This is a genomic window from Sanguibacter sp. Z1732, from assembly GCF_051020515.1.
GTDB lineage: Bacteria > Actinomycetota > Actinomycetes > Actinomycetales > Beutenbergiaceae > CALKWS01.
The window spans coordinates 3,423,441-3,450,168 of the sequence record NZ_CP194857.1 but is presented as its reverse complement, the minus strand read 5'-3'; the positions used below and the strand labels follow the sequence as shown (position 1 = coordinate 3,450,168).

At 66.8% G+C, this 26,728-nt stretch carries 28 protein-coding genes; 15 read left to right on the top strand and 13 right to left on the bottom strand.

From position 1 onward, the window contains the following. Positions 1-22: 22 nt before the first annotated feature. The 7 genes from ACRRRO_RS17985 (at position 23) to ACRRRO_RS17955 (ending at position 4,648) form a co-directional block, all read left to right on the top strand. Positions 23-355 (top strand): small basic family protein, encoded by a 333-nt coding sequence (locus tag ACRRRO_RS17985; RefSeq protein WP_424785912.1) that lies wholly within the window; start codon positions 23-25, stop codon positions 353-355. A 3-nt stretch (positions 356-358) separates the two neighbouring features. After that, entirely contained in the window at positions 359-1,183 is an 825-nt protein-coding gene (locus ACRRRO_RS17980) for a DUF881 domain-containing protein (protein WP_424796205.1), read from the top strand. 133 nt (positions 1,184-1,316) lie between these two features. Then, positions 1,317-1,808: an FHA domain-containing protein gene (locus tag ACRRRO_RS17975; protein WP_424791001.1), complete on the top strand. Its 492-nt coding sequence runs from the start codon at positions 1,317-1,319 to the stop codon at positions 1,806-1,808. Continuing rightward, positions 1,805-2,572 carry a transcriptional regulator FtsR gene (gene ftsR, locus ACRRRO_RS17970; protein WP_424796204.1) on the top strand — a complete coding sequence of 256 codons (768 nt, stop codon included), beginning with the start codon at positions 1,805-1,807 and terminating at the stop codon, positions 2,570-2,572. The genes ACRRRO_RS17975 and ftsR overlap by 4 nt, the downstream gene beginning before the upstream one ends. Positions 2,573-2,649: 77 nt before the next feature. Continuing rightward, the gene (locus ACRRRO_RS17965) at positions 2,650-3,168 is read left to right on the top strand and encodes a bifunctional nuclease family protein (RefSeq protein ID WP_424785916.1); all 519 of its coding nucleotides are present in this window, start codon (positions 2,650-2,652) and stop codon (positions 3,166-3,168) included. Positions 3,169-3,366: 198 nt separating this feature from the next. Then, positions 3,367-3,939, top strand: coding sequence for a MerR family transcriptional regulator (locus tag ACRRRO_RS17960; protein ID WP_424785917.1), 573 nt, complete (start codon positions 3,367-3,369; stop codon positions 3,937-3,939). Between the two features lie 88 nt (positions 3,940-4,027). After that, positions 4,028-4,648: an L-threonylcarbamoyladenylate synthase gene (locus tag ACRRRO_RS17955; RefSeq protein ID WP_424796203.1), complete on the top strand. Its 621-nt coding sequence runs from the start codon at positions 4,028-4,030 to the stop codon at positions 4,646-4,648. A 1-nt stretch (position 4,649) separates the two neighbouring features. On the opposite strand, the gene ACRRRO_RS17950 is transcribed toward ACRRRO_RS17955, so the two are convergent. The 3 genes from ACRRRO_RS17950 to ACRRRO_RS17940 are packed head-to-tail and all read right to left on the bottom strand — an operon-like array spanning position 4,650 to position 6,912. Then, a complete protein-coding gene (locus tag ACRRRO_RS17950; protein ID WP_434080673.1) occupies positions 4,650-4,823 on the bottom strand; it encodes a hypothetical protein in 174 nt (57 codons plus the stop codon). Then, positions 4,823-6,586 carry a hypothetical protein gene (locus ACRRRO_RS17945; protein ID WP_434080672.1) on the bottom strand — a complete coding sequence of 588 codons (1,764 nt, stop codon included), beginning with the start codon at positions 6,584-6,586 and terminating at the stop codon, positions 4,823-4,825. Before ACRRRO_RS17945 ends, ACRRRO_RS17950 begins: the two co-directional genes overlap by 1 nt. Continuing rightward, positions 6,481-6,912, bottom strand: a complete 432-nt coding sequence (locus tag ACRRRO_RS17940; RefSeq protein ID WP_424796200.1) for a DUF6788 family protein — start codon at positions 6,910-6,912, stop codon at positions 6,481-6,483. Before ACRRRO_RS17940 ends, ACRRRO_RS17945 begins: the two co-directional genes overlap by 106 nt. A gap of 149 nt (positions 6,913-7,061) precedes the next feature. Between ACRRRO_RS17940 and ACRRRO_RS17935 the strand changes: the two genes are divergently transcribed. The 4 genes from ACRRRO_RS17935 to ACRRRO_RS17920 all read left to right on the top strand — a co-directional run bounded on the left by ACRRRO_RS17935 (position 7,062) and on the right by ACRRRO_RS17920 (position 9,968). Next, complete coding sequence (locus ACRRRO_RS17935; RefSeq protein WP_434080671.1) at positions 7,062-7,334, top strand: glycoside hydrolase family 20 zincin-like fold domain-containing protein; 273 nt, start codon at positions 7,062-7,064, stop codon at positions 7,332-7,334. Between the two features lie 86 nt (positions 7,335-7,420). Next, positions 7,421-8,653, top strand: coding sequence for a beta-N-acetylhexosaminidase (locus tag ACRRRO_RS17930; RefSeq protein ID WP_434080670.1), 1,233 nt, complete (start codon positions 7,421-7,423; stop codon positions 8,651-8,653). A 257-nt stretch (positions 8,654-8,910) separates the two neighbouring features. Beyond that, complete coding sequence (locus ACRRRO_RS17925) at positions 8,911-9,573, top strand: DUF4287 domain-containing protein (RefSeq protein WP_424796198.1); 663 nt, start codon at positions 8,911-8,913, stop codon at positions 9,571-9,573. A 164-nt stretch (positions 9,574-9,737) separates the two neighbouring features. Beyond that, a complete protein-coding gene (locus tag ACRRRO_RS17920; RefSeq protein ID WP_424785922.1) occupies positions 9,738-9,968 on the top strand; it encodes a hexameric tyrosine-coordinated heme protein in 231 nt (76 codons plus the stop codon). A gap of 34 nt (positions 9,969-10,002) precedes the next feature. Here ACRRRO_RS17920 and ACRRRO_RS17915 read toward each other — a convergent pair whose 3' ends face one another. Both ACRRRO_RS17915 and ACRRRO_RS17910 read right to left on the bottom strand, forming a co-directional pair. Continuing rightward, positions 10,003-10,632 (bottom strand): NAD(P)-dependent oxidoreductase, encoded by a 630-nt coding sequence (locus ACRRRO_RS17915; RefSeq protein ID WP_424796336.1) that lies wholly within the window; start codon positions 10,630-10,632, stop codon positions 10,003-10,005. Between the two features lie 11 nt (positions 10,633-10,643). Then, positions 10,644-11,102: a DMT family transporter gene (locus ACRRRO_RS17910; protein WP_424796196.1), complete on the bottom strand. Its 459-nt coding sequence runs from the start codon at positions 11,100-11,102 to the stop codon at positions 10,644-10,646. A gap of 33 nt (positions 11,103-11,135) precedes the next feature. Here ACRRRO_RS17910 and ACRRRO_RS17905 point away from each other — a divergent pair, with 33 nt between their 5' ends. Next, positions 11,136-11,819: a WYL domain-containing protein gene (locus ACRRRO_RS17905; protein WP_424796195.1), complete on the top strand. Its 684-nt coding sequence runs from the start codon at positions 11,136-11,138 to the stop codon at positions 11,817-11,819. On the opposite strand, the gene ACRRRO_RS17900 is transcribed toward ACRRRO_RS17905, so the two are convergent. Continuing rightward, complete coding sequence (locus ACRRRO_RS17900) at positions 11,816-12,856, bottom strand: aldo/keto reductase (protein WP_424796194.1); 1,041 nt, start codon at positions 12,854-12,856, stop codon at positions 11,816-11,818. The genes ACRRRO_RS17905 and ACRRRO_RS17900 overlap by 4 nt on opposite strands. Before the next feature lie 134 nt (positions 12,857-12,990). Between ACRRRO_RS17900 and ACRRRO_RS17895 the strand changes: the two genes are divergently transcribed. Continuing rightward, the gene (locus tag ACRRRO_RS17895) at positions 12,991-13,494 is read left to right on the top strand and encodes a methyltransferase family protein (protein WP_424796193.1); all 504 of its coding nucleotides are present in this window, start codon (positions 12,991-12,993) and stop codon (positions 13,492-13,494) included. Positions 13,495-13,654: 160 nt separating this feature from the next. On the opposite strand, the gene ACRRRO_RS17890 is transcribed toward ACRRRO_RS17895, so the two are convergent. The 6 genes from ACRRRO_RS17890 to ACRRRO_RS17865 are packed head-to-tail and all read right to left on the bottom strand — an operon-like array spanning position 13,655 to position 24,113. Continuing rightward, positions 13,655-13,807 (bottom strand): hypothetical protein, encoded by a 153-nt coding sequence (locus ACRRRO_RS17890; RefSeq protein ID WP_424796192.1) that lies wholly within the window; start codon positions 13,805-13,807, stop codon positions 13,655-13,657. Continuing rightward, positions 13,800-13,955: a hypothetical protein gene (locus tag ACRRRO_RS17885; protein ID WP_424796191.1), complete on the bottom strand. Its 156-nt coding sequence runs from the start codon at positions 13,953-13,955 to the stop codon at positions 13,800-13,802. Before ACRRRO_RS17885 ends, ACRRRO_RS17890 begins: the two co-directional genes overlap by 8 nt. Before the next feature lie 16 nt (positions 13,956-13,971). Continuing rightward, positions 13,972-14,538, bottom strand: a complete 567-nt coding sequence (locus tag ACRRRO_RS17880) for a hypothetical protein (protein ID WP_424796190.1) — start codon at positions 14,536-14,538, stop codon at positions 13,972-13,974. An 11-nt stretch (positions 14,539-14,549) separates the two neighbouring features. Beyond that, positions 14,550-17,909 carry a DUF499 domain-containing protein gene (locus ACRRRO_RS17875; RefSeq protein WP_424796189.1) on the bottom strand — a complete coding sequence of 1,120 codons (3,360 nt, stop codon included), beginning with the start codon at positions 17,907-17,909 and terminating at the stop codon, positions 14,550-14,552. A gap of 1 nt (position 17,910) precedes the next feature. Then, positions 17,911-20,643, bottom strand: coding sequence for a DUF1156 domain-containing protein (locus tag ACRRRO_RS17870; protein WP_424796188.1), 2,733 nt, complete (start codon positions 20,641-20,643; stop codon positions 17,911-17,913). After that, the gene (locus tag ACRRRO_RS17865) at positions 20,640-24,113 is read right to left on the bottom strand and encodes a helicase-related protein (RefSeq protein ID WP_424796187.1); all 3,474 of its coding nucleotides are present in this window, start codon (positions 24,111-24,113) and stop codon (positions 20,640-20,642) included. The genes ACRRRO_RS17870 and ACRRRO_RS17865 overlap by 4 nt, the downstream gene beginning before the upstream one ends. 280 nt (positions 24,114-24,393) lie before the next feature. Between ACRRRO_RS17865 and ACRRRO_RS17860 the strand changes: the two genes are divergently transcribed. Together ACRRRO_RS17860 and ACRRRO_RS17855 are read left to right on the top strand one after the other, a co-directional pair. Further along, on the top strand, positions 24,394-25,071 hold the full coding sequence (locus ACRRRO_RS17860) for a hypothetical protein (protein WP_424796186.1): 678 nt from the start codon (positions 24,394-24,396) through the stop codon (positions 25,069-25,071). 84 nt (positions 25,072-25,155) lie between these two features. Further along, positions 25,156-25,911 (top strand): hypothetical protein, encoded by a 756-nt coding sequence (locus ACRRRO_RS17855; protein WP_434080669.1) that lies wholly within the window; start codon positions 25,156-25,158, stop codon positions 25,909-25,911. On the opposite strand, the gene ACRRRO_RS17850 is transcribed toward ACRRRO_RS17855, so the two are convergent. Beyond that, positions 25,815-26,699 carry a hypothetical protein gene (locus ACRRRO_RS17850; RefSeq protein ID WP_434080668.1) on the bottom strand — a complete coding sequence of 295 codons (885 nt, stop codon included), beginning with the start codon at positions 26,697-26,699 and terminating at the stop codon, positions 25,815-25,817. The two genes, ACRRRO_RS17855 and ACRRRO_RS17850, sit on opposite strands and share 97 nt — an antisense overlap. Positions 26,700-26,728: the final 29 nt, after the last annotated feature.

The window sequence follows — 26,728 nt, the reverse complement described above, 5'->3', positions numbered from 1 at the left end:
GCCGGTCGGAGGGAGGGATGCCATGGTCGCGGTGATCGGCCTGATCCTCGGCATTCTCCTCGGGCTGCTCCTGCAGCCCAGTGTGCCCTCCGAACTCCAGCCGTACCTACCGATCGCGGTAGTGGCGGCACTGGACGCGCTCCTGGGTGCGCTGCGGGCCCGGCTGGAGGACGTCTTCGACGACCGGGTGTTCATCACCTCCTTCCTGTTCAACGTGCTCATCGCCGCGTTCCTCGTCTTCCTCGGCGACCAGCTCGGTGTGGGTTCGCAGTTGTCCACCGCCGTGGTGGTGGTGTTGGGGATCCGGATCTTCTCCAATGCGGCCGCCATCCGTCGCCACGTCTTCAAGGCCTGAGCCATGCGTAGGAATGCGGACGATGCGATGCCCGGCAGCGATGCGTACCGGGACGCAGGCGCCACCGACCTGCCCGAGGCAGACCGCTCGGGCGGCGATGAGCCCCCCGTGGCAGAGCAGCCGCGCACCGGCCGGACCGACCCGCAACGCAGACGAAAGCCCGTTGCGCTTCGGTCCCAGCTCCTGATCGCACTGATGTGCGCGCTGCTCGGGTTCGGCATCGTGGTACAGGTGCGCCAGACCCAGGGCGATGAGTTCGCGGCCCTGCGGCAGGACGACCTGGTCCGGTTACTCGATGAGGTGACCCAGCGGAACGAGGATCTGACCGCAGAACGTGAGCAACTGCTGCGCGACCGCAGCACCCTGCGCAGCGGGTCGGATACCCAGCGCCTGGCTGAGGAGTACCAGGTAGTGCACGGGGTGCTCGCCGGGACGGAGCCGGTGGAGGGCCCCGGGGTCGTGGTGACGGTGGGTGGTGCCCACGACGTAAGCGCGCAAACGATGGTGCACATGCTCGAAGAACTGCGCAACGCCGGAGCCGAGGCCGTAGAGGTCTCCGGGCAGCGCCTCATCGCCTCCTCCGCGTTCGTGGACTCCGAGGAGGGGGTACTCGCGGACGGCCGGGCCCTCGGCGAGCAGATGGAGTGGCGTGCGATCGGGGACCCCCAGACGATTTCGGTCGCGCTGAACATTCCTGGCGGTGCGCTGGCCGGATTCCGCAACGTGGGGGCGGTCGTGGAGGTCGAGCAGCGCGACCTGGTCCAGATCACCGCGATCCGGGAGGTCGACGCGCCCCGCTACGCGGTCCCTGTGGAGGCGGAGGACTGAGTTCGAGGCGCCCGGTACCGGTTGGCTGAACCGGCGCCGGGTCCTGACAAGACGTTCCCCTGGTCGGCTCATGGGGCCTAGAGTGGGGACGACCGGCACCCTCGGGTGGATCGAGGTCATAGGAGGAGTTGCGATGAGCACGGGTCAGGACGATCCAGGGGCCCAGGACGGCCCTTCGGCGGTGCACACGACCGCGCATCTGGGCAAGGTCACGCCCGGGGAGCCCGAGGAGCGTGCTTACGGCCCGATCGACACTGACGCCCGTGCAGCCGTGGAGGCACTGCCCCCGGAATCCGCACTGCTGATCGTCCAGCACGGACCCAACGCAGGCGCCCGGTTCCTGTTGGACGCCGACCGGGCCACCGCCGGCCGTGACACTAGGGCCGACATCTTCCTCGATGATGTGACCGTCTCGCGCAAGCACTGCGAGTTCCTGAAGGAGAGCGGCAACTTCGTGGTCCGCGACGTGGGCAGTCTGAACGGCACCTACGTGAACCGGACCAGGGTAGACGAAGGCGTGCTGCAGATGGGCGATGAGGTCCAGATCGGGAAGTACCGCCTGACCTTCCACCCCTCACCGAACCGCTCCACCGGAGCCGACGACGCAGGTGAGCCGGGCAGGTGAGTTCCAACACCGCCCGGGCGCAGGAGCAGACCGGGGACGGGGACGGCGAGTCATGGCCGCCCGGGGTGTCCCGGGTGCCCACGATGTCCATCGGGTCGGCACTGGGCATCCTGCAACGGGAGTTCCCTGCGGCCAGTGTCTCCAAGATCCGCTTCCTTGAGGAGCAGGGGCTCGTCTCGCCGCGTCGCACCCCGTCGGGCTACCGCAGTTACAGCCAATCGGACGTGGAGCGCCTGCGATTCGTGCTGGCCGCCCAGCGTGACTCCTTCCTGCCGCTGAAAGTGATCCGGGACCGGTTGGCCGAACTCGATGCCGGTCTGGCGGCAGTGTCACCTCCCGGGGCCCGGGTGGTGACTGAGGACGGCGACCTGGTGGTGGCCGCGGGTCGGGCTCGCTACACGACCGCTCAACTGGCAGAAGCGAGCGGGCGGACCGAGGCCGATATCGAGGCGCTGGTCAACGCCGGAGTCCTGGTGGCCGACGCCGGAGGGAAGTTCCCCGGTGCACTGGTGCCGGTAGCCAAGTTCGCCGGTGAACTGGCAGAGCAGGGCATCGACGAACGCCACCTGCGTGCGATCCGCATCGCGGCGGAGCGTCAGGTGGACCTGATCGAACAGGTGATCGCACCGGTACGCTCGGTGCGCAGCGGTCCATCCTCGGCGGGGGCACGCGCCCGGGCTGAGTCGATGGCGGCGGACCTGGCCGAAACTCTGGCCCAGGTGCACACCGCGATACTGCGGGCAGGGGCGGACCGGCTGACCTGATCCTCACAACTGGATCACGGTGGCCGGTTGGGCTGTCCACTTCGCACGCGGCGGCGTAGTTTGGAGGTGTGCGAAAGATGGGCGTCACCGGAGTCCGGGTGCGTATGCAGGCACCCGAGCAGGACGTGCTCGTGCTTCTGGGGGAGGCCGAGGGCGAGCGCTCCCTGCCGATCGTGATCGGGCCCCATGAGGGCGTGGCGATCGCCACCGCCCACGCCGGGATGCAGCCGCCCCGGCCCGGCCCCCACGATCTGATGGTCAGTGTGCTGAAGTCCTGTGGTGTGGCACTGACCCAGGTGAACATCGTCGAACTGCGCGCAGGCACCTTCATCGCCGAACTGGTGCTCTCCAACGGCGCGCGGGTGGACTCCCGGGCCTCCGACGCCATTGCGCTGGCTCTGCGGGCTCAGGTGGATGTGTGGTGCGCGGAGGACGTGCTCGATGAGGCAGCGGTGGTGCTGGAGACCGACGCGGACGGCAATATGCGGGTGAGCGAGCCAGTCGGTATCGACGAAGCAGAGGCCGAGGTGGCACATTTTCGTGAGTTCCTCGATTCGGTGGCGGCGGAAGACTTCGCCGACCCTCGCGAGGAGTAGCGATAAATCTCAACCTCAGGTTGAGGGTAAGACACGCCGTCGCGACACGCCGAACCGCACGAAGGGCGCATGTCGTTGACCTGTCCCGCCGTGGGCAATAGCGTTCATGACATCCGGGCGTGGTGATGGGCAGATCACGACGCCGGGGCGTAGAGTGTTCACAAGCGAACGTGAGGACGGACGATGGGTGGCAGCGGCATGGATGCACAGGCGGACGCCGCCGAGAACACCCTGCAACGCACGCAGGGGATGTTGTTCGGGGACACCCTCCCGGACCTGGACGCCGACACCGGCTACCGGGGCCCCACGGCCTGTCGCGCCGCAGGCATCACCTATCGGCAACTGGACTACTGGGCCCGAACCGGGCTGGTGGAGCCGAGCATCCGTCCCGGCAGCGGATCCGGAACGCAGCGGCTGTACAGTTTCCGCGACATCCTGGTGCTGAAGGTGGTCAAGCGCCTCCTCGACACCGGGGTGTCCTTGCAGCAGATCCGCTCGGCGGTCAATCACCTGCACGAGCGCGGTGTCGAGGATCTCGCACAGATCACCCTGATGAGCGATGGTGCCAGCGTGTACGAGTGCACCTCCGCCGATGAGGTCTTCGACCTGGTCCAGGGCGGCCAGGGAGTGTTCGGTATCGCTGTGGGCAGGGTGTGGCGCGAGGTTGAGGGCAGCCTGGCCGAGTTCCCGACCGAGCGGGCCAGCGATGAACCGGCGGATATCCGCGGCGATGAACTCGCGCGACGGCGCGCGGCTCGTCGCACCGGCTGACGCAGCCGATTCGACCCGCCTGCGGCTCACCCGCCGGGAACCCTGCGCGGAGGTGGGTGAGGCTCGAGCCATCTGGTTAGGGTGAACCATGGCGCGCTACTTCGATCTACACCCGGTCAACCCGCAAGCCCGCTCGATCCGTCAGGTGGTGGAGATCCTGCGTGCGGGGGGCCTGATCGCCTACCCGACCGATTCCGGGTATGCCCTGGGAGCGGCCCTGGGGAACCAGGAGGCGAAGGACCGCATCGTGGCCTTGCGACAACTCGACCACCGCCACCACTTCACGCTGGTGTGCCGCAACTTCGCCCAACTCGGGCAGTTCGTGCACGTGGAGAACGCCGTGTTCCGGGCCGTGAAGGCTACGACTCCCGGTCAGTACACGTTCATCCTGCCCGCCACCAAGGAGGTGCCGCGCCGGTTGCTGCAGCCCAAACGCAAGACGGTGGGCGTGCGGATCCCGGACCACACGGTGGTCCAGGCGCTGCTGGAGGAGTTGGGCGAGCCACTCCTGTCCTCCACGCTACTGCTGCCTGGGGAGTCCGAACCTCTCACCGAGGGGTGGCAGATCAAGGAGGAGTTGGATCACGCCCTGGACGCGATCCTGGACTCCGGTGAGTCCGGCAGCATGCCGACCACGGTGGTGGACCTGTCCGAAGGCGACGCCGAGGTGGTCCGCGTCGGGGCTGGCGACCCCGCGCCCTTCCAGTGACTCAACCAGGGCGGTCGATCGCGGCAGCCAGGTGCCCCGGTGCCTGGACGCAGTAGGAGTCGATGAGGAGTTCGGCCAACTCGCCCCAGTCGGTCCGCCCATCGAGGACGAGCCCGACCACGTTCTCACCCCACTCGGCCCGGAAGTACGGTTCACCCAGGTGCTCGAACGCCATCACCTCGGCGGCTCGGCGCGGAACATGATGCGGAAGAGTTGGTCCTCACCCCCGAACACGTGCGCCACGGTGGCGTTGGCGACCCGCCAGCGCACACCGGTCCAGGCGTCCTCGATCTCACACTGCGGCAAGGCGGCCAGGATCTCATCGATCCGGTCGACCCAGGCGCGCGGCACGGTGGGGCGATTGGTCACCTTGGACAGTGTGCCCCAGGCCACCGACATCCGGTGCCGGGGCCACCGGGGCGGGTGTGAGTCAGGTTTGTGGTGCCGGGGTGGGCCAGAGGATGTGAGTGCGGTGGGATTGTTGCAGGGTGCGGATGGCCAGGACGGGGTCGAGGCCTTGGATGGTCCAGTGCATGCCGGCTCGTTTAGCGCGTTGTTTGACGATGGTGTTGCAGGCTGATTCCACTGGTCCGGAGCCGATGTAGTAGCCGTTGGCTTTGAAGTCGGTGTATTGCATGCGCTGGTGGTTGCCGGTGAAGTAGCCGACCTCGATGGCGGCGGTGCGACTAGGTCCGGTGCCCGGTGGGGTAGGTCCAGGTTGGCCACGGCGGCGGCGATCTGGTCGGTGTGGCCCAGGTCCAGGTGGGTGATCAGGTCTCGCTCGAACACAGTCGCATCGCCCAGGATGGGGGTGAGGAGTTTGGTCAGGTCGGCCAGGTGCTCGCGGGCGTGGAAGTAGTCCACGATCTGGGTAGCGGCTGGGAATCGTTCACCTGCGATGGTCCAGATCCACTTGGCGCCATCGCCGATGATGATGGGCTGGCGGATCTGGTGAAAGCCGCGCCGGCGGTATTCGCCCATCAGGTGGGTGGCGAAGGTGGCGGCCGGTTCGAAGGTGGAGATGTAACTGGCCGATCCGGGGTCCTGGACCGGTTCACCGGTGGCGCCATCCAGGCCCGATTGGGTGAATAGACAGGCGATCTTGACCTCCCGGGTCCTGGCGCGCACGCCGTCTTTGCCCGCTCGCCCGTTGGTTTCAGAGGGCAGCATCGGCGCGCCGGTGCCATCGAGGACCAGGTAACACAGGCTCATATCGCCCTGTGGTGGGGCCGGGGCCGGACCGATGCTGGGTTCGGCCATCGCGGCAGCCTCAACCTGAGCGATCACCGCCCGGGCGCGGGCCCCTTGGGCGCGGGTGACCCGGCCCAGGGTGGAGGTGGAGGCCAGATCCAGGCCTGTCACTGTGGTGATGAAGTCAAAGCCCTTGGCATAGGCCATCTCGGCCCCGGCCAACGCGCATGCCCGGGAAAGGCCCGGGGACAGGCTGGTGCCGGTGATGCCCAGACGCTCATCCAGAGGCGCAAACCCCCGGGCACATGCCCGGCAGTGATAGTAGCCACGGATCACCTCAATGGGCCCCAGCAGAGTGCGCACCGTTTTAGGCCGGGTGGCCACCAATCGCACGGTATGGCCGCTCCCACCCTTGCACACGGTGCCGGCACCCGCCTGCTGCTCAGCGGCCCAGTTGACCACACCGGCAACGGCGGCCAGCCCAATTGCCGCAGCAGACCGTTGGGCGGCACGTTCGATCGCCTCCAGCACCCCACCCCGGCCGCTGTGGGTCAACTGCGCCGCGGCGTGCACCAACGCCCGGGCCTCGGTGGCGGCCAGTTCCGCGACCGCATCGGCCAGCGCGTACAGCCCGCCGGAGTCTACTTGGCTCCCGCCCTGGCCGCAGAGCCCCCTTTTTCCCCGCCTAAGGCCGGGTCGGTCCTGCGCTCCCTTGGCCGGCCCGGTGGCCCCACCCGCGCCTTGCACAGCGCCTCGTTAATCTCCACATAGTCCTCGATCAACTCAGCGAACTGGGCGTAGTTCTCCAGTTCCTCCCGGACCTGATCGACCTGCTCCACCGGGATGTACTGACCCCGCGAACCGGCGCCCTTGGCCGTCCGCGTCCACAACCCCCGCGGCCCATGGCCCCGCTCACCCGGGCGCGCGCACCGGCACGTCTTCTTGCCGCACTTGCGATACCCCACCTGCAACGATCCCCGTCGAAACGCCGGCACCGACCCGATCCGGTCCAACGCCACCGACCGCAACCCCTCCAACTCACGGATCGACATCGCCGAATAGTCCCTGGTCATCACGCCCTCCTCAATCTGATTATTGCAGCAATAATCAGACTACGAGTTGACCAGCACAAACACCGGGACCGACACGTCCATGACTCACACCCCACCGGGGCGCATCGGCACCAACTAGGCTGGTCCGACCCCTACGAGAGAGGTCACGCATGCCCGGCTCCTTCACCCTGCTCCCGCAACCCCGGTCCACCGAGGTTGGGCAGGGGTCCTTCACCTTCGCCGAGGATCTGGCGATCACCGGCCCCAGGGAGTGGGCCGCCGTCGTCCGCCGCCTGCTGGCGCCCGGGACCGGCCTGGACCTGCCCGGCAGGGATGATGGCGCGCTTCGCTTGCACCGGGACGAGTCGCTGCCGGACGAGGGTTACCGGCTGGAGGTGACCGGCGACGGGATCGACGTGCACGCCGGAGATCACCGGGCCTGACCTGGGCGGTCCAGACGTTGCGACAACTGCTGCCGGCGGCGGTGTACCGGCCCGCGCCCGTCGGCGCCCAGTGGCAGGTCCCCGCGGTGACGATCACGGATGCCCCGCGATTCGCCTGGCGCGGACTGATGCTCGATGTGGGCCGGCACTTCATGCCACTCGCGGACCTGTACTCCTTCATCGACCTCCTGGCGATGCACAAGTACAACGTCTTCCACCTGCACCTGAGCGAGGACCAGGGGTGGCGGATGGAGTCGAAGTCCCACCCCCGGTTGCATGAGGTAGGCAGCACCCGGCACCAGACTCGCAGACCTGGGGCTGAGGACGGCGACGGAACCCCGCACGGCGGCTACTACACCCAGGACCAACTCCGCTCACTGGTGTCCTACGCCGCCCAGCGCGGCATCGAGATCGTGCCCGAACTGGACTTCCCGGGCCATGTGCGCGCCGTCCTGGCCGCCTACCCCGAACTGAGCAACAACCCCGGGGAAGGGCACACCGTCGCCGACACCTTCGGCATCTTCGATGAGGTGCTGAACCTGTCCGATGAGGCGATGGAGTTCGTCTTCTCGGTGTTCACCGAATTGCTGGACGTCTTCCCCTCCCGCTACATCCACGCCGGCGGCGATGAGGCCCCCCGCACCGAGTGGCTGGCCAGCCGGGCCGCCGCCGCGCTCGCCGAACGCCGCGGACTGCCCGATGCCTCCCATCTGCAGAACTGGTTCACCCGGCAGGTGCGGGACTGGTTGGCCGAGCGTGGCCGGGTGTTGGTGGGGTGGGACGAGATCAACGACGAGGGTCACCTCGACGGTGCGGTCACGATGGCCTGGCGAGGCGCCGGGTACGGGGTCGAGGCCGCCCGCGCCGGGGGAGAGGTGGTCATGGTCCCGACCTCCCACCTGTACCTGGACTACTACCAGAGCAACGATCCGGACGAGCCGTACAGCATCGGCGGACACCTGCCGGTCGAGAAGGTCTATGCCTTCGACCCCCTCGAGGGTGTGCCACCGGAGCACAGTGAAAAGATCCTGGGCACGCAGGCCAACGTGTGGACCGAGTACATCCCCACGATGCGCCGGGCGCAGTACCACCTGTTCCCGCGCGCCTGCGCCCACGCCGAGGTCGCCTGGTCCGACCCGGCCGGGCGCACCTGGGACGAATTCACACCCCGTTTGATCGGGCACCTGGAGCGTCTGGACGCCGTGGGCGTGAACTACCGGCCCCTGGGCGGCCTGCAGCCCTGGCAGCGTGGCGGCACCGGGGCCTTCGAGCGTCCCGCGGCTCACCTGGGCGACGCCGACGGCCAGGTGGGGGAGTAGTGGCCGCACCGCAGGACCCATCCCGCAGGCGCTACTAGGCTGGGTGGACCCGAGGTAAGGAGCCGATGTTCATGTGCAAGCCGGTCCAGTGCGCGCGTTGTCGCAAGACCACGTGGGAGGGCTGCGGAGATCACGTAGCCGAGGTCCGTGCCCAGGTCGCCGACGCCGACTGGTGCACCTGCCCGCGCTCAGTACCTGCCTAGCCCCTGCGCACGCTGAACGCGGCACCGCCCCGGTATCCGCGAAAGGGGCTCATCATGACCAAGCAGGAACCTTTCCCACGGCGTGTCCGCGAACGGATGGCCAAGACCGGGCAGAAGCACGGCGCCGCCCGCCGGAGGTTGCCGCCGGCCGCCGGCGAACCCGGCTGGGTACACCAGCCCCAGCACAGCGACGAGCAGGTCGTGGAACGCACCGGCCGCACCTGGAACCAGTGGCGCGAGGTGATCGACGCCGGTCCGGGCCGTGGCGCGGCACACGCCGCGATCGCCACGTTCCTGGAGCAGGATCACGAGATCAGCGGCTGGTGGGCGCAAGCGGTGACGGTCGGGTATGAACGGATCACCGGGATACGAGCGGCTCATCAACGCGCTGATGGCTCCTTCGAGGCGGGCGTCTCACGCACCCTGCCGTTGGACGGCACCGCACTGCGCGCGGGCCTGCTCGATGAGTCCGACCGCGCCGATCTGCTCGGCGGGTTGGCCTCCGCACTGCGATCCAAACCGACCTCGAAGGCAGTACGGCTCGGGGTGGACGAGGGTGTGGTGCTGTTCACCTTCGACCCGCGCCCGGACGGCCAGGTCCGGGTGAGCGTCACGCACAGCAACCTGCCCGGTCCGGCCGCTGTGGCGCATTGGAAAGCGTTCTGGGGCGAGTGGCTGCAGGCACTGCATGAGGAAGCCGGCGACGACGGAACCTGAGACGGTCCGGCCACCCCCTGGAGGTCCGCGGCCGGCTTACCTCCGAGCGCCACGCCCGGAGTTTTCACAAGTTGACCTAGAAGAATGCCGTGACCAGCACTAGGCTGCGAAACCGGGGCCATTTCAACGGTCCTCGACCCATCGATGCACACATGGAGGCGGCTGTGGCCCTGGTACCGGACAACACACTCATCACCGATACGCCCGAGCAGGGCCGCGAGTTGGCGATCATGCTGGCCCGCAAGACCGTCGGTGCCATGCAGCCCGACGCCGGCGTCCGTCAACTGCTTCGTCCTGGCTACGCCACCAACCCGGACTCGCTGACTGCCGCCGCGCACGTGGTGGCGGTGGAGTTCGCCACGGTGGCGGCGGCGAACAACTACTGGCGCAACTGAGCACCGCTGGCGGCTGGGCGCTCGCCGCTGGTGGCTAGCCCGGGCCGACGGCCAGAACCTTGTGCAGGTCGGTGGGGCGCTCGGCCAGATCGACCAGTGCGAGGGCGTAGTCCTCCATCGAGATCACCGAGGCCCCATCGGGTGCGATGACGAGTTCCGCCTCGGCCAGGGTGTACCGACCGGTGCGGCTACCAGGTGCGAAGTGTGCCGCGGGCGCGAGGTAGGTCCAGGTGACGTCGGTGTACTCACTCAGGACCTCCAGCTGGCGGTTGCTCGCGATCGCGACGGCCCGAAACTCCGACGACACCCAGTGCGGGTCGTCGAGCACCCGGCGCCCTGATCCCGGTAGGCGCAGGGGCGCGGCACCACCGACCACGAGCAGCCGGCTGCCGGCGTGGCGAATCCCGGTCGCCAGTCCATGGGTGAGGTCGATGATGTCGCCCTCCATGCCCGCAGCAGGGCGGGTCGCACCGACGACGACGTCATGACCTTCGGCGCGGGAGGCCACCGCATCCACGTCGGCGGAGTCAAGTCGGACGGTCTCCACGCGCTCGTGCCCGCCGAACTCACCGGGTCGGCCGCTCCTGGACGCGATGGTCAGGCCATGTCCGCGCTCGAGCGCCTCACGGGCGATCCGGGAGCCGGCGCTGCCGGTGCCACCGATGATGAGGATCTTTATCGCTGCAGCTCCATTCTGGGGGCGAGTTCTTCGTGGCGGGCAGGGCGTGGGGAGGTCCGCTGCGCGGCCGAGACGGCGATCAAGGCGATCGCGAAGCCGACAAGTTGAACCTGGGTGAGTTTCTCGCCCAGGAGGGCCCAGCCGAGGAAGGCCGCGACGAGCGGCGAGATGAGTGGCAGGAATGACACCGCACCGGCGCGGAGGCGCCCGACGCCGCGGAACCAGAGCACGTAGGCGATGAGTGCGCCCATCAGGGACAGCCATAGATAACCAGCGACTGCCGGGGCGTCCAGGGTTGGGGGAGGCCCCTCGACCACGAGGGCGATCGGAATGATCACGAGCCCTCCTGCGGTCAGCAACCAGCCCGCGTAAGGGACCGCTCGGTCCGGCCTGCCCCACTTCTTGGACGTGTCCCCGTTTGCGGCCAACAGACCGATGTTCCGGGGATTCGCCACGATCAGTTTCTACGCCGACGACCTCGCCAAGGCGTGGCGCGCCCTTCCGGAACCTTCCGTGCGGACTCCGCGGCCGCCGCCGACGCCGTGACCGCCGACACCGCCGGATGGGGCGCGGACGGCCGGGCACGGCCGCCAGTCCTGGAGACGCTGCAAGAGGCTGTCGTCGGCCGCCGCCGACTCTTGCTCGAGTACGAGGGCCGCACCCACGCGGCGGCCACGCGCACGGTGGACCCGTGGGGGCTCGTCGACAAGGGCGGCGTCGGGTACCTCGTCGCCGGAACCCAACATGGCCGGCGCACCTTCCGGGTGGACCGGATCCGCGAGGCGACCATGCTGACGGAGGCGGCGGCCCGGCCGGCGGGCCTGGATCTGGGCCGGGAGTGGGAGCAGGTGGTCGAGGAGGTGGAGCACCTGCGCTCGGGCGTCGCCGCGACGGTGCTCGCGCCGGCCCGCGCGCTCCCCGTCCTCGAGCGCCAGTTCGGCCGGCACTGCGAACTGCTCGAGACCTCCGGGGACGGGCGCGTGCGCGTCCGCTTGGCGGCCCACCTGCCGCTGTCGATCGCCGAGCGCCTCGCCGGATGGGGCGCGACCGTCGAGGTCCTCGAACCGGAGTCGGTGCGGGCCGAACTCGCCCGGTTTGGCGCGGAACTGCTTTGCCGGTACGGGGCTCCTGATGGTGCCTACGAATGCCCCGATCGCCGTCGCGGGTTCTAGTCCTCCCGGCCCAGAACCCGGGCGACGGCGTCACATTGCCGCTCGGACAGGTGCACCCGGCCGGCGGACGCGTTGGTCTCCAACTGGGCCGGGGTCGAACTGCTCGGGATCTGGGTGCCCATTCCCGGCAACGTGAGGAGGTAGGCCAGGGTGAGTTGGCTGACCTGCAGGTCCCAGGATTGTGCGAGTTCGCCGAGTTGGCGCACCACCGCGATCTGAGCGGGGTCGATCTCGATACCCTCATCGTGCAGCCGGTCTCCGGGGCCGACCGCGTCGGCATCGAGGTAGCGGTCGGTGAGCAGCCCTTGGGCCAAGGGGGAGTACGGCACGAATGCCAGGCCCTGGTCGGCGCACACCTGGAGAACCCCGGGCAGCACCTCACCGTTCAACGGGTCGAAGCGGTTCTGCACCGCGATCGGCCGGGTTCGCCGGGAGATGCCTTCGCTGACCTCCAGGTAGGCGCGCACTTGATCGGCGGTGAAGTTCGAGACCGCCAGGTAGTGCACCTTGCCCTGGCTGACGAGGTCGGCGACCGTTTCCAGGCTCTCCTGGATGGGGACCACCGGGTCGAACCGGTGGAACCAGAGCACGTCGATCCAGTCGGTCTGCAAGCGCGCCAAGGAGGCCTTGACCGACTCGGTGATCTGCAGCCGGGACAGCCCGGAGTGGTTCGGGGTGTACCCGTCCATACCGCCATGGGTCTTGGTGGCCAGCACCACGTCCCGCCGGCGGCCGGGGTTTGCGCTGAGCCACCGGCCGATGATCCGCTCGGAGTTGCCCGAGGCGGCGTTGTAACGGTTCGCCGTGTCCCAGAACAGCACGCCCAGCTCGTGTGCGCGGTCCAGAATCTGCAGGGCGGTCTGCTCATCGGAGCGGGCACCGTCTCCGGTGTCGGGGAAGCCGAATTTCCACGTGCCCAGGCCGATCGCGGGGGAGCGCAGGCCGGAGGAACCCACGTAGCGGTAGGGCATGCCCTGGAAGTCCTCGGCCTGGTAAGCGACGTTGTACAGATCCGGGTTCGGGGTGAGGTGATCCATTGATCGAGACTACCTGGGCGCGACGCTGGAGACCGCTGACGTCATCCGGGGGAGCGGGGCGAACCCGGCGCAGCAGGACCGCCGAACCCCGCTGATGCCGTGCTAACCTACCCCTCCGGCCGGAGGGACCAGCGGTGCAGAAGCGCACAGCGGCGATCACCACCACAGTCTTCGCGTTCGCCGCGCCCGGGATGGTGGCCGGCGTGCTGCCGTGGCAGGTGCGAGGGGAGGCCTCGCCACACCTTCCGAGCGGCCCGCTGTCACGGATCCTCGGTTCGGGGCTTGTTCTCGGCGGTAGCGCGATCGTGACGGACTGCTTCGTCCGGTTCGTCCGCGCACGGGGGACACCCGCGCCCGTCGCCGAGACCGAGGACCTGGTGGCCACCGGGTTGTACCGGTATACGCGGAACCCGCAGTACGTGGGGGTGTTGTCGGTCATCGCCGGGCAGGCAGTGCTATGGCGCAGTCCGCGGATCCTGGCATACGGCGCCATCGTCGCGACATGTTTCAACCTGACCGTGCATCTCTATGAGGAGCCGCGGCTGCATCGACGCTTCGGCGATGACTACGTTCGTTTCACCGAGCAGATCCCGCGCTGGCCGCTCCCGCGCCGGTTGCTGCGGAAGCCGGGTCGCTGATACCCGTCCCCATGAGGGGAGTGGCTGTCCGGTCTCACTCAAGATGACCTATCTGACCTGCCAGTGGACAGATTGAGCGGGACGCACTGGCGGTGTGGCGTCTCACTCAACCTGTCCACTTCGTAGGTGCAGCAACGCGAGGTTCTGGTCGTCCGCAGGACTACTTGCGCTGGTCGTCGCCGTCGCGCTGGTTCCCGTCACGGTCCTTACGGATCGTGTCGTACTCGGAGTCCTGGGTCTCGACTCTCTGGGGTGGCTCGTCCTGCTCGCCGTCTGCTCGGCGCCACCGCTTGTTGTCGCGTTGGTCACTCATCTTGCTGTCTCTCCTTCTGTTCGTTCCGGCCATCTGGAGCACCGCTCCCTCGAATGGACTCGTACTTCGACTCCCACGGCTCCACGCGTTCGTCCGAGCCGGCGGTCTTCGCCTTGGGCTCATCCTTCTTCTTCTCTTCATCAGGCACGTCGCGACCTCCGCTTCTAGATGAACTCTTGTAGCCCGAGCATGATGACAGCGGCCCCAAACATGAGACCAAAGGACACGTACGCTCGACCTAGCCACTCCATCCGATCGTTCGCATGGTCCCGTGAGACGTTAAGCGGTGAAGGCTTAGTCAGCTCACCCGCTCGGAGAAGGTCAACCGCGAACTGGGTCGCGGGCACGGGCATTCGGTCTTGGGCGTTGTGTCGAGCAGCGAACTTGCGGAGCTGATCGACCGACGGCATCCCGTCCTTCCTGTTCAGGGGACGAAGAACCATGACGCAGCAGATCACCGTTGTGACTGCCGCGAGCAGGACGAGACCAAGCCCGGCCTTGTCGGGACAGGACAGGGTCTCCGGGATGATCTGGATGAGCAGGCCGACCGCAGTTGCTGTCAGCGTGAGGACCACCGCGGCCCTGGCCTGCGCGTTGTCATGCCGTTTCTCGTCTTGGTCGAACATCCACCGCGCCTGCTCCAGAATCTCGCGCGATACCGCCTCTTCGGCGGCTCGGTCGTATGGCGGCACGACTGACTGCGTTGGGGCCTTGCGGCGCTTGGATAGCATCTCGTTGCCGCCTAGCCCATGGACCAGTCGTCGTCGCTAAACCCGAGAGTGTTGAGATTCTCCCGGATCGCGGTTCGCTGGTCGGCCGACAGTTTGTCGAGCTGGTCCGACTCAACGTCGATGGTGACGCTCACCTCGACGCCGCTGGAGACGAAGTGGGACACGATCTCTTCGTAGATCTGGGCGACGTCGCGCACGACGCGATCACTGGTAAGGCTCTTCGTGGCGTGGAACCGCGTGGGCACTGGTGCGGGCGATGTTGCACCGCCGCCAGGTCCCGGAGTGGGACTGGTGCCTCCACCGCCCGGTGGGGTCGGGTCCTTCGGGTCATCCTCGTCGGTCGGGGGTGTGTCGTCAGGCTTCGTGTCCTGCTCGATCTGCTGCGCCGCAGCGTCGGGGGCGACGAGAAGGCCGCCCTGCCGGACAGCGGCCGGCTTGGTAGTCGTGAGCCCGGTGAACCGTCCGTCGTCGTACGCGTCTGCGTAGGCGAACCCGTCAAGGTCGATGCTGAGGACCTCGTCCAGGTGCCAGACGCAGTCAATGACGACTCTGGGTTGGGTGACCTTGGGCATGTAGACGTACTGGCTGAAGTACCCGGTGAGCACGTCGATCGGGACGTATGGCTTGTCCTTCCACAGGTTCAACCGGTCGATCTGCAACCGCAGGAGTGAGGGTGAGAAGGAGCGGACGACGAACTCGCCGCTGTCGGCCTTCTTCGTCACACGCTCGGCCAGGGTCCCGTCCCCGTTCATGAGGATCGGTTCGATGTCGATCTCGGCGGAGCCAGGCTCCTGTGTCGGAACGAGGATCCACCGGTATGCCTCACGGATGGAGCCCGCGACAGTCTGTTTGGACTGGGCGACCCGGGACTCAGCGACCTTGATGTTGTGCTGGTCCAGGTTGAGCGAGTCCTTGTTCGCCAGGATCGACTCCCACGCCATGCGTTGGCGGACGGCGTTCAGGAGCACGTCGACCCGGTCCACCTCGGGGGCCAGGAAGACGAGGCTGTTCTTGTGGATCCTCGCGTTCGTGCCGCGCTTGTTCAGGAACGCGAGGGCTTCTCCTTCGGCGGTGGACTTCGCGCGCTTTGAGAACGCCCGGTCGGGCCCGAAGATGACAAGTCCGATCCCTGGATCGTCCTCCACGTCACCACTGGTGGGTGGGAACCGGTGAACCCGTTGGAACAGGCCCTTGTCGGTTTCCTGCCGTACCACGGCGGCGAGCTCGTCGAAGACCTGCTCGTCGTGGTAGGAGTCTGCTCGTTCCTGGACGATCTGGGCGACGGTCTGCTGCAGCGAGAGCCAGTACCGGTCCTGGTCTCGGTTCATGTACTTGCCCTGATCCCCGAGCCGGCGTAGCCCGTCGGTGACGTGGGCCGGGTTGTCTCCCGGGTAGGTGGACCCGAGCACGACTCGCTTCTGCTCGATGCCGCGTACGGGGGCGTTGCTGCCGTCCCGTTGCCGCAGGTTCGCCATCGGGGCTGACCCGATGAACACGCACCTGGCGGCGCGTTTCGTCGCCATGGTCTTGCCGAGGATCTTGATCTCGCTGTCGATGAGGTTCGCGGTCGAGGTCTCACCAGCAATGTCCGCGTCGACGATCGGCTTCCAGGCATCGTCGAGGTGGTTCGTGAGCTCGTCGATGACCTTGGCGTTGTCCAACGGGACGAGCGCGGGCAGGATCATCGGGGACTTGTCACCGCTGCTCCAAAGAGCGGCCACGACGGTCGCCATGAGCCGCAGCACGCCACGGGTCCGCTGGAACCGCTCGAGGGTGGACCAGTCCTTGTAGAGGCGGTCGAACAGCTCGGGGTGGATCGGGTAAGCGGTTCGCATCACGGATCGGTATCCCGGCTGCATGACCTCGCTCGGAACGTCGGACGCATACCGCAGGTAGTGGTCCATGAACTTCTGCACCACCAGGTCACGGGCGGCGTCCTGCTCCCGACCGAACGGCTTGAAGATGCGTCGTCGGACGATCTCCAACGACTCCTCGATCGTGGCTGGCTGCCACGCGGACTCGAGCCGGTGGATCACCGACCGCAGGTGCCGCAACGCCTCCAAACCGGCAGTGCCGCCGATCTCGTGCTCGTTCTCGATCGGAGTCTCCGCAGCCGGCATGTCCCGCACCACGTCCGACGCAGGCAGGGACACCACCAAGAGCGCGTTCGGGACCGACTTCACCGCCTCGGTCAACGACTGGACGAACGTCATGTGCGCATCGAACGTCCCACCAGGTGGGGTCTGCTCCAACGACCACAACTGGCGCAGGTACGCGACCCACTCATCCACCAGGACGATGCACGGACCGAACGTCGACAGCACCTTCGCGAGGTCAGTGGTCGTCGGCGGGACGGATTTCTCGTCGTACCGCGCCAACATCTGGTAGCCCTCACGGCCACCAAGCTGGTACGCGAGCTCACCCCACATCGTGTTCACGACGGTCCCGTCAGCCTTCTCGGACCCTAGAACGGAAATGTCGTTCCCGACCAGCACCGCACGGTTCACACCGGTCGGCAGCTCAGCCACCCCCAACCCGTCCAGGATGTCGCGCATACCCGGCAGGTCGTCCGCAGACGCCCCCGAAGCGGCGTGGTACACCGCCAGCAGGGAGTGTGTCTTGCCGCCACCGAACGTCGTCATCAGGTCCAAGACCGGTTCCCCACCAGTCCCCGTCAAACGCTTCACGGCCTGCTCCAACAGATACCGCAGACCACGCGTCAGGTACGTGCGACCGAAGAACTCCGCAGGGTCGCCATACTCCGCAGACGCGATCCCCTGGTGCACCTGCCGCAGGTCAGCCGCGAACTGAGCCAGCTCGAACGTGCCAAGAGCGACATCGTCATGAGGTTCGACCACGTCCCGCCACGCCGGCAGACCCGCCGAGTCCACCTGCACCGAAAGCGCCTTCTCACGGGCACGCTGTAGGCGCTTCTGGTCCTCCTCAAAAATGATCCGCCGGTACTCCCGGCGCATCTCATCAGCCTTGTCCGCCTGCTCCACCGCACCGATCGACCGCAGCAGGTGCTCACCGTCCATGAGAACCCGCTCGGTCCTCTCCGAGCTGATCCTCTCTCCGTGCGCCCACTCCTTCCGGGCGTCCCACAACGCCGACGCCGCACGCTTGTCCTCGTACGACAGGACATCCTTAAACACGGCATGCCACTGCTTGTCGAACGCCCAGAACAAGTACGCCGGGTCAGCGACCTTCGGCGTGGAGTCACGACCAGTCAACCCAGCGGTCTGACCCACGACGGTCGCCCAGTCATTCCCGTACTTCCCTTCGAGCAACGTGACCATCCAGGGACCAAGCCCCTCGGCGACCAGGTCAATGGCGCGCCCGACCCGTTCCTTGTTCGTCAACCCAGCCATGTCAGAACAGCTCCTCCATCGTCGTGGCACCGTCGCCGCTGAGCCTCACCAGCTCGGCCCATGAGTTGATCAGGGCGTTGTACCTCTCCTGATCGACCGTGCGGCCCTTCTTTGCCGCAATGTCGTGCAGTCGGTATGTGAGCGCCATCGTTGAGTCCTGCAACGGACCGAGCCGGGCCATCAGCTTGGCTGCCTCCAACTCGCCACCACCGTCGATCAAACGATCGGCCAAGTGATGCACAGCCTCCCAGGCAGTCGGGGCACTGTCCCTGCCCGGCGTCCAAGCTCGGTCGAGCGCACCATCGCCGTTCAACTGGACCCGGTTGGCATGACTACTAGCAACCTGAGCCCGCACCACGTCATCGACGCTGATTCCCAAAGGTCGAGCGGTCTTGTCCGCCTCCCCAAACGAGGCGCTGCTCCACGCGTGCGACTCCCACCAGCGGACGGCGAAGCGTGACTCAGGATCCAACTCACCCTCCTGCTCGTCCAGAACCTCGGACAGCGCGGCGTTGATCAGGTGCAGGGCCTGCTCGACCGGAACCGCACGACCAGACTGATCTAGCACCGCGCGGTAGCGCGAGAAGATCTGCATGCCTGGTCCCATGGCCGCCTGTGCAAGATCAACGGGCAAGATCGAGGCCGCCTGGAGGTCCCGGATGGCAGGACCGAGTTCACGGCGGAGAGCCCGATTGAAATCGGTCACGCTCGACGTATTTGCGGCAAGGTCGCGAGGGCGGCAGACCATCACGATGTAGCTTGCAACCGCATTAGCCCCGAGTCCGATCATGCGTGTGGAGCCAGTGCCATGGATAGGCCAGGTGCCCACGATCTCCAGGTCTGCGCGCATCATGGCCGTCAGGATGGAGGACCAACGGGTTTCCTCGTCGCGCCCTCCCTTTTGTTCTTTCGAGGCATACACAACGAGCATCGGGAGGTCTGGGTGTGCAGACTTCTTCAAGTTCTCGAAGGTTTCCGTGAACCCGTCGATGAAGTACGTGCGAGCAGCATCACGCTTGCTCCCATGCTGGCTCGGTAGGGCTGTGAGCTCGCCCGTCTTGGGCGTTGCGACCGTCTGGTAGAGGTCTGGGTGGATGTCCCGTAGCGCCCGTCGGTGCCACACGTAAAAGTAGTCAGACAGGTCTGCGTACGCGATGGCGTCGAAGTAGGGGGGATCTGTCGCCACCAGGCCAGGACTTGGGAGAGCGCTCGTCCGGGCATCCGCACGGACGACGATTCCGGCCCCATGTGCGGTGTACTTCGTGGCTGCCGTGACGCGCCGCACGATGTTGAGCCAATCTCCGACGGCGCCGCCCATGAAGAAGGTCTCAGCAAAGTCCCATGTCACGGGTAGGTCGTTCCGCCCGAACGCAGGCTCTGCCTTTGATGGGCCTGTGACGCGATCGCGCCAGCGCGTCTGGGTCGAGCCCGTGATTGCCAGCCCTCCGAGAGCAAGTCCGAGCATCGTCGTGATGAGGTCGGCCCACTGCTCGTCTCCACCGTCGTCCATGACGCGCGAACGCGTGCTGCGGATGAGGTCGCTCATCACGGATAAGGTGAGCATCTGGCGTGGGAGGTAGAGATCCGCTTGTGTGGCGAGACCAAACCGATTCCGGCTGCCCCCATCGGATGCAGGAACTGAATCGGGTACGTCAACGCCTGAGAGGTCTACCGACTGGGCGGCGACTACCTCCTCCTGCGTCGGTTCCCGGTAGTAGCGGCGGCCGGCTGCCTCCGCGACCACGGCCGTCATGCGCAATCCGAGGCCACCAGCACGTACCTGCTTGTCCAGGTCCGTGTCCTTCACAGGATTGCTGCATCCCAGGCACCGGAACGTTGCGCCACGCGCCGACTTTGTGGCCTCCGTTGGGCCACCAGACCGTTGATTACTGACGACCTTAATGGCCACGACACCCTCATCCACTGAGGGTTCGATCCATGCGAGGTCACCCTTCTTCTTGGACAACCACCAGGACGTGGTCAAGACTGTCTCAACCCCGCATGTGGGGTTGGGGCACGTGGCCGTACGAGCCCAAAGCCACGCGAGCGGCTTCTCTCCGGCCGCCATCGGGTAGTGCGGAGCGACTCGATCCCAAGCAGCGAGCATCACCTCCTCTGCGTAGTGCGACACGTCGCGAACGATGCCCTCGTAACCGACATAGGTTCGACGCACGGTCGTTGAGTCGCCCAACGCAAGGGTCTCCGGGGCGCTGGACTTCCCCCGCACCTTCGTGGCCGTGTGCGCCTCCCCATGAAGGGGTTGACGCCCGTAGGCCGGGGGCAGCAACTGGGTGAGGGTGCGCGAGATGAGCGTCGGAATCGGGTTCAGATCGCTACCAAACGTCTCCAGCCCGAGCCGCTGTGCCTCGACGAGCGTCGAACCCCCACCACAGAACGGGTCGAATACTGTCGGGGTCCCTTGTGGGTAGGCCCGGGCCACGAGCGCCTTCGCTTCATCCAGGTCCGCTGAGGCAGGAAGGTCGGCCCGTTTTGCCACCAGCCGCTTGATCAGGTCGAGCAGGTACACGCGCTGGTTGTCGTCCTCGGGGTCATCGACCAATGCGGCAAACAGCAGCGCACGCCAAGCGGGGAGAGGCATGGGGGCGAACCACTTGTGGATGTTGCGGAGAGTGCCGACGCCGCGCTCCTTGTCGGCCTTGCACGCGGCATTGATCTCCTCGAGCGGTAGGGCGACTTCGATGAGTTTTCTCTTGCGAGGGGTGCTGTCGGTCACTGCTGGCTCATCTCTGTGGCGTCGTTCCAGAATGGGTCCCAGTCGAACTCGACGCGGGCTGCTCGGGGGTCGATGGGTTGGGTGATGGGGTGTCGGAGGTATCGGACGGTGGTCGTGTCGTCGTCACCGACGCGCACGAGCGCGAGCACGGATCTGTCGCCCTTGTTGAGCGCGGTGACGGCTTCCTGCCTAGTCAACACGAAGGTGGTGCCACCGCTGACCCGTCCCTTCACCTCGATGAAGTCCAACCCGTCCGGGGTCTGGGACTCGATGTCGTACCCGGGGTTTTTGTGCGGCATTTCCGTTGGGTCGTGACGGAGGGTGTTCTCGACCCGCAGGACTGCGTCGACGGCGAGCCGTTCGATACGGATGGTCTCTTTCGCGCGGTGCTCTGCGGCTTCGGGGTCGACCTGGGCGTCGAGCCAGCCTTGGGTGATGACGAGGCAGGCGCCGGTCACGCGGGGTGGGCGGACGGAGATGTCACGTTCCTTGTCGAGGTCGGCCAGGCGCCGGTCGAGCCGGCGGGAGAGAGCCTCGGCCCGTTGACGCATCTGAGAGGCAGGCAGTCGAGTCTTCTTGCCTGCGCGTTCCCGTTCCGCGAGCTCGAACGCACGCTGGTCCCAGTAGTTGATCTCCCGGGTGAGCCGGTCCCGGACGAGTCGTTCGGTCTTATCCACCTGGGCGATCGTGCGCTGGGTGACCGTCTCTGCGTGCTGGCGGGCGAGCGTGACGGACGCTTCGCGGACGACCCGGGTGTTCAAGTCGGCCGCGTTGGCCCACGACTCTGTGAGGATCTGCTGCGCCGCTTCACGTTCGTCGTCACTGGTGGGGTCGTAGTTCGGGATGGGTGAGCCGTCCAGTGGGCTGATCGTCCCGTCCGGGTCCACCCGTACGTACTGGGCGCGTCTGGAGAGCACCCACGGTTGGCCGTCACGTCCAGTGCGTCCGTCGGTGACGTCATGCTCGAGCAGGCAGACGACGTACGGTTGAGTGTTGAGGTCGGCCCGGTCCACTAGGACCGCGCCGCGGCGGAGCGCGTCGTGGTGCCGGTCGGTGGTGACGCTCAGGGTTGCAGCCAGCAATGGGTGACCGGGGTGCAGGAGCGTGGCGACGTGGTTGTTCCCAGGAGCCTTCACGTACTTCGGGTCGAACGCAACGCGGTGGTAGGAGTTCACGACGGGTTGCCCGTAGCCGGTGATCCTGTCTCGTTCCTTGATCACCGCAGGGACGGTTCGGATCTCGAACCGGTGGCTCTCCCGCATCCGCAGTTGTCCGCCGACGTCCGCGAACGCCCGGTGGAAGAACGCTTCCACGTGGTGTGGTTGCAGACGAGCAGCCTCGGCGCGTTCCATGTCGCGCCGAATCTCGTCGATCTCGCCCTGGTCAAGGCTGGAAGGAACGAGCTGGTTCGCCTGTAACAGCTCGGGGATCCCTTCGGCGATCTTGGGGTCAATGACTTCCTCTAGGTAGCGTTGCCGTTCGGGGCCGTTCGCTTCCCGGATCGCGGCAACCATGAGGTCGCGCAGGGCGTTGCCCTGGAACAGCTGGCCGAGGACGTCGTAGACACGGTCGTTGTTGAGCGCTGCACGTTGGGTCTCCATCTTCTCCAGGAGCCGGATGTACACGTCGCCCTCGCGGGTGTCCTGAGCGACAAGGGACCACATGAAGCAGGGGTTCGGTTGACCGATGCGGTGGATCCGGCCGAACCGTTGTTCGATCCGGTTCGGGTTCCACGGCAGGTCGTAGTTGATGAGCAGGTGCGCGTTGCGATGCAGGTTCACGCCCTCACCTGCAGCGTCGGTCGCGATGAGGAAGATGCACTGCTCGTCCTGCTCGAACGTCTCCTTGGCCTTCTTCCGGTCCTCCCGCCTGGTCCCACCGTGGATCGTGGCGACGGCGTCGTCACGTCCTAGGTACTGGGTCAGGCGGGTCACGAGGTCATCGAGGGTGTCCTTGTGTTCGGTGAAGATGATGACCTTGCGGCGGGCCCCGGTGTCGTCACGCATCTCCTCGGTGTCGTCGAGGGTGTCCCGCAGCGCGTCCCACTTGGCGTACGTGGGCGAGGTCTTCACCGTGGTGGACTTCACGATGAGCTGGTCCAGGACGGCGATCTCAGTCTCCAGCTCCTCCGGGGTTCGGGATGCTGTGGCGCCGGCGACCGCACGTTCTTCGAGCGCCTGCTGCTCCTCGTCCGTGAGGTCTTCCAGGTCGTCCCAGTCCGGGATGTCCACGTCGTCGCTGATCGTCTTGGGCCGGAGCCGGGCTTCCCCCAGTTCGGACTTCAGCCTGTTGCGGCGACGTTCGAGGGACCGGTGGATCGCTGCCGGGGAGGACGCGAGGCGACGTTGCAGCGTGGTGAGGGCGAACCCGACCGCGTTGCGGCGGCGACCGTCGGTGTTGGTCTCATCGACCCGATTCATCTCTTCCCGCACGTAGTCCGTGACTGCGGTGTACAGGTCCTTCTCCGGCTGCGTCAACTCATATTCGACGGTGGATGCGAATCGCCGCGGGAAGAGGCGTTTCCCATCGAAGGTGCGCAGGTCTTCCTTGATGAGTCGTCGCATCAGGTCGGAGACGTCTACCTTGCGGGTGCCCTCCCTGGCGACTCCCTCGAACCGGTCGGAGTCCAGCAGTGCCATGAACAACTGGAACTGGTCCTCCTTGCCGGAGTGCGGCGTCGCAGTCATGAGAAGCAAGTTGCGGGTGTGCTTCCCCAGTTCCTCCGCCATCTGGTACCGCTTGGTCTTGTTGACCGCAGTGCCCCACACGGACGCGGACAGCTTGTGGGCCTCGTCAAAGATGATCAGGTCCCAGTCCACGTCGCACGCCTTGTCCAGGATCCCCTCGCTGTTCCGGGAGAGCACATCCAGGCGGGCCAACCACAACCCGCCCCTCGCGAACGGGTTTCCCTCGTGGGTGACCTTGTCCCGGGTGAGGACCTCGAACTGAAGCCCAAACTTGGTCCGCATCTCCTCATCCCACTGGTCCGCCAGGACACCGGGGGCGACGACCATGACGTTCGCCGCGTCGCCGCGCAGGAGAAGCTCTTTGATGAGTAGGCCGGCCATGACGGTCTTGCCCGCACCGGGGTCGTCCGCGAGGACGTAGCGCAACGGTTGTTTGTCCAGCATCGTCTTGTAGACGGCACGGAGCTGGTGCGGCAACGGTTGCACATCGCTGGTGCCGAGTGCAGCGAGGGGATCGAACAGGTGCGCAAGGCTCATCCTTCGTGCCTCGGCTGCCAGGAGGAACGCGTTCGGGTCAGCGTCGAACGTGAACGCCAGCCCCGCGCTGACCGACCGGACGTGGTTCAGGTTGTCGGCGAAGACGATCTTCTCCACGATGCCCGTATCCGTGCGGTAGGCCACGTTCGCGGAGTCGTCGGTGAGGCGTTCAACCGCGATCAGTTGCACGGGCTGCGGACCGGCGAGCCCGGTGACGGTCGCCCCCACGGTGAGCGCGTCAAACATCGACTTCGTCTGTGTGCTCGTTACGCCATCGTTCACGTTGTGACCCTATCCGTCCGTCCAAGTGGCTTCTTGCCTGGCCACGCCGACCTGCTTCGTTGGCGCACACCTGGAGTAATCGGCGCACCTGTCTCCTCAGTGACATGGTGGCCGGGCCCTCTGACAGACCTAGGATCAACCGCCCGTCCCGGACGCGCCCGCTTGGCATACGGCGAGGGCAGTAGCATCAGCGTCAGCCTCGCCAGCTGAGCTGAGGCCGACCCCGGATCCATCAGGAGGGCCGATGCCGACGATCCAACCCCAGTTCGACATTCCGACAGACATCGCGGACCGGCTGGCGTCAGGGGAGCTTGTCCGGTGGGGTGGCGTGGTGCGCGACCACGGTGGGCAGATCGTGAAGCATCTCAAGGAGAGGGTCCCTGAGGATGCTCCTCAGGAGCTGGCCGAGAGGCTGTCCGCCGCGGTGAAGGATCAGAGGCTCGTCGTCATCGGCGTTGGGGTCGTCACCTTAGTGGCCGCGGCGGGAGGAGTGGCGTACTGGGCGAAACGCAGGAAGTCACCACACCGTCCAGCGGTCGCGGTGGAGGTCCCGCCCAGCTTTGAGCGCTACAGCGCATCACTCACGCGGTACCTAGAGGCGGCGCGAGACGGCAACCTGGATGCTGATGTGATCGACCGCCTCGTCGCAGACCTGGACGCGATCGAAGCTGAGTCCGAGAACGGTGCCATTCGCATTGAGGTGACGCCGGAGGATGCTCGCACCCTCGTCCAGCTCGTCGCAGACCACACGCACCGGCTCGCCCAGGCCAATGACCGCGATCTAGGTGAGCTGCCCGCACTGTCGGGTGGGGATGGGGCAACCATCATCGACCTTCGCCCCTACCTGGCAGCCCAGGCCGCCATCTTCCGTGAGGATGAGGCCCCGGTCCCACCGGAGCACCCGGCGGGCTCCGCAATGTAGGGGCTGCGCACGGCGAGTCGGCTGGTCCCGGATCCTGTTTGCGTGTGAACTGGTGTGGTGGTTGTCCCTGATCCGCGCTGGCTCGTGTACACGCTCACGGATTCGGCGTCGTCGATCCCGGGGATGTTGCATGTGGGCGCGCACCCGGCGTTGGCGGCCCGTCCGGTCCCCGCTGTGCTGGACTCGTCTTGGCTTGCGTCGGGGGAGGACTTCCGGGTCACGAACCCGGGCACGTACGAGCGGGTGCAGGAACTGTGGAACCGCGGTGAGCCGCCGACAGTTCATGTGATCTCCGACCACGGCACGTGGGGGACCGACGCTGAGGCGTTGGGTGAAGGCTTGGTCGCGGAGGTCGAGGGGATCGACGCATTGGAGGGGCTGGCGTTTCGTGGCCGTCCTGGGTTCCGCTACTCGGGGAACACCCTGGATCGGGTCGTGCTAGCGCGTCGTGGTGTCCTGCCAGACTGGACTCGGATCCTGGTGTTTCAGGTGCAGCGACCGGACGGGTTGGGGTCGGTCGAGGAGATGCTGGGGTCCCCGCCGGTGAATCAGTTCGCCCGGTTGCGTACCCAGCTCGGCCCGGATGTGACTGCGTCCTTCCGGACGGCGTCGGAGGACCATCCGGCGTTTCTGCTCGCTGTCGCAGGCCCTCGCCTGGGTCCGCACATGATCCCGACAGGGTTTGTGCTCGGCCTGTGGGAGATCCGAGGCAGGTTCGGGGACGCCCGGGAACGTGGGGACTACTACGCGGTGGAGACACCCAAACTGGCGGCGTTGCGGGCGTCCTTGGTCGGGACTGTCGTTGATGCCCCGGCCGTGACGCACAAACGCTGGGCCTGACCGTCGGTCGCGGGGCCTGTGTCAAGGGTTGTGTGGCGGAGCAGACCCCACGGATCAGTGACCGGGGCGCCTGGGGGTGCGTTGCGGGCGAAGGAGCGGACGCGGAACAGGATGGTCTGCAAGCGGGTGGACGCGCGCCATGGCTCGTTGTTCCCTTCTTCGGGGACGACGTGACGAGCGCGAGCGTCGAGGAGGCGCCGCACGGCTGCGGGGTCCGTACCCGGGTCGGTGACCCAGGTGAGCAGGCCGGGACTGGTGACGAGGCGGGCGAACGCGACGTGTTCGGGGTAGATGACCGCGTCCAGGGACAGCCCGGCCCGGTCCTGTCGGGCAGTGATGGTGCTGGGGGAGAGGGCGACCCGGGCGCACTCGGCGCCGACGAGCATGGGTGGTGAATCGAACATGACGTCCCTAGTCGCGAGCCGGGCCCGGTAGTGCCGTTCCGCGGTGAGCAGCTCTGGGTGGGCGTGGAGACGTGGTTGTCCTGGTGCGCCGAGCCAGCGACGGTGACGGACGCACACGAGACCCACCCGGGGGAGCTGGCCGTGCGCCGGGTTGCCGCGCGTGCACTGGATGCACAGGTCCCGGTCGGTCACCCATTCCCCGTTGATGGTGTCCGGGGTCGTGAACGCGGACTCGTGCAGCCCGCCGAGTTCACGCCACGCCTGCAGGCGTGCCGGGTGGTGGGGTGAGAGCGTCCGGGCGGTCCCGGTCTCCCAGAGCATCTTGTCGATCCACCGTGCCTGCGTGCCGTTGCGGGTCGCCGCGCGTCGCGCGTACGTGTCCACGCCCTCCCCGCCGTACACACGGGTCGGGA

Coding starts and splice junctions, on each gene's coding strand:
- ACRRRO_RS17960 (WP_424785917.1), top strand. CDS start 3,367: ATGGATGCACAGGCGGACGCCGCCGAGAACACCCTGCAACGCACGCAG.
- ACRRRO_RS17890 (WP_424796192.1), bottom strand. CDS start 13,807: ATGAGTGACCAACGCGACAACAAGCGGTGGCGCCGAGCAGACGGCGAG.
- ACRRRO_RS17950 (WP_434080673.1), bottom strand. CDS start 4,823: ATGGCGTTCGAGCACCTGGGTGAACCGTACTTCCGGGCCGAGTGGGGT.
- ACRRRO_RS17985 (WP_424785912.1), top strand. CDS start 23: ATGGTCGCGGTGATCGGCCTGATCCTCGGCATTCTCCTCGGGCTGCTC.
- ACRRRO_RS17860 (WP_424796186.1), top strand. CDS start 24,394: ATGCCGACGATCCAACCCCAGTTCGACATTCCGACAGACATCGCGGAC.
- ACRRRO_RS17965 (WP_424785916.1), top strand. CDS start 2,650: ATGGGCGTCACCGGAGTCCGGGTGCGTATGCAGGCACCCGAGCAGGAC.
- ACRRRO_RS17875 (WP_424796189.1), bottom strand. CDS start 17,909: ATGGCTGGGTTGACGAACAAGGAACGGGTCGGGCGCGCCATTGACCTG.
- ACRRRO_RS17900 (WP_424796194.1), bottom strand. CDS start 12,856: ATGGATCACCTCACCCCGAACCCGGATCTGTACAACGTCGCTTACCAG.
- ACRRRO_RS17955 (WP_424796203.1), top strand. CDS start 4,028: ATGGCGCGCTACTTCGATCTACACCCGGTCAACCCGCAAGCCCGCTCG.
- ACRRRO_RS17940 (WP_424796200.1), bottom strand. CDS start 6,912: ATGACCAGGGACTATTCGGCGATGTCGATCCGTGAGTTGGAGGGGTTG.
- ACRRRO_RS17980 (WP_424796205.1), top strand. CDS start 359: ATGCGTAGGAATGCGGACGATGCGATGCCCGGCAGCGATGCGTACCGG.
- ACRRRO_RS17975 (WP_424791001.1), top strand. CDS start 1,317: ATGAGCACGGGTCAGGACGATCCAGGGGCCCAGGACGGCCCTTCGGCG.
- ACRRRO_RS17935 (WP_434080671.1), top strand. CDS start 7,062: ATGCCCGGCTCCTTCACCCTGCTCCCGCAACCCCGGTCCACCGAGGTT.
- ACRRRO_RS17880 (WP_424796190.1), bottom strand. CDS start 14,538: ATGCTATCCAAGCGCCGCAAGGCCCCAACGCAGTCAGTCGTGCCGCCA.
- ACRRRO_RS17865 (WP_424796187.1), bottom strand. CDS start 24,113: ATGTTTGACGCGCTCACCGTGGGGGCGACCGTCACCGGGCTCGCCGGT.
- ACRRRO_RS17925 (WP_424796198.1), top strand. CDS start 8,911: ATGACCAAGCAGGAACCTTTCCCACGGCGTGTCCGCGAACGGATGGCC.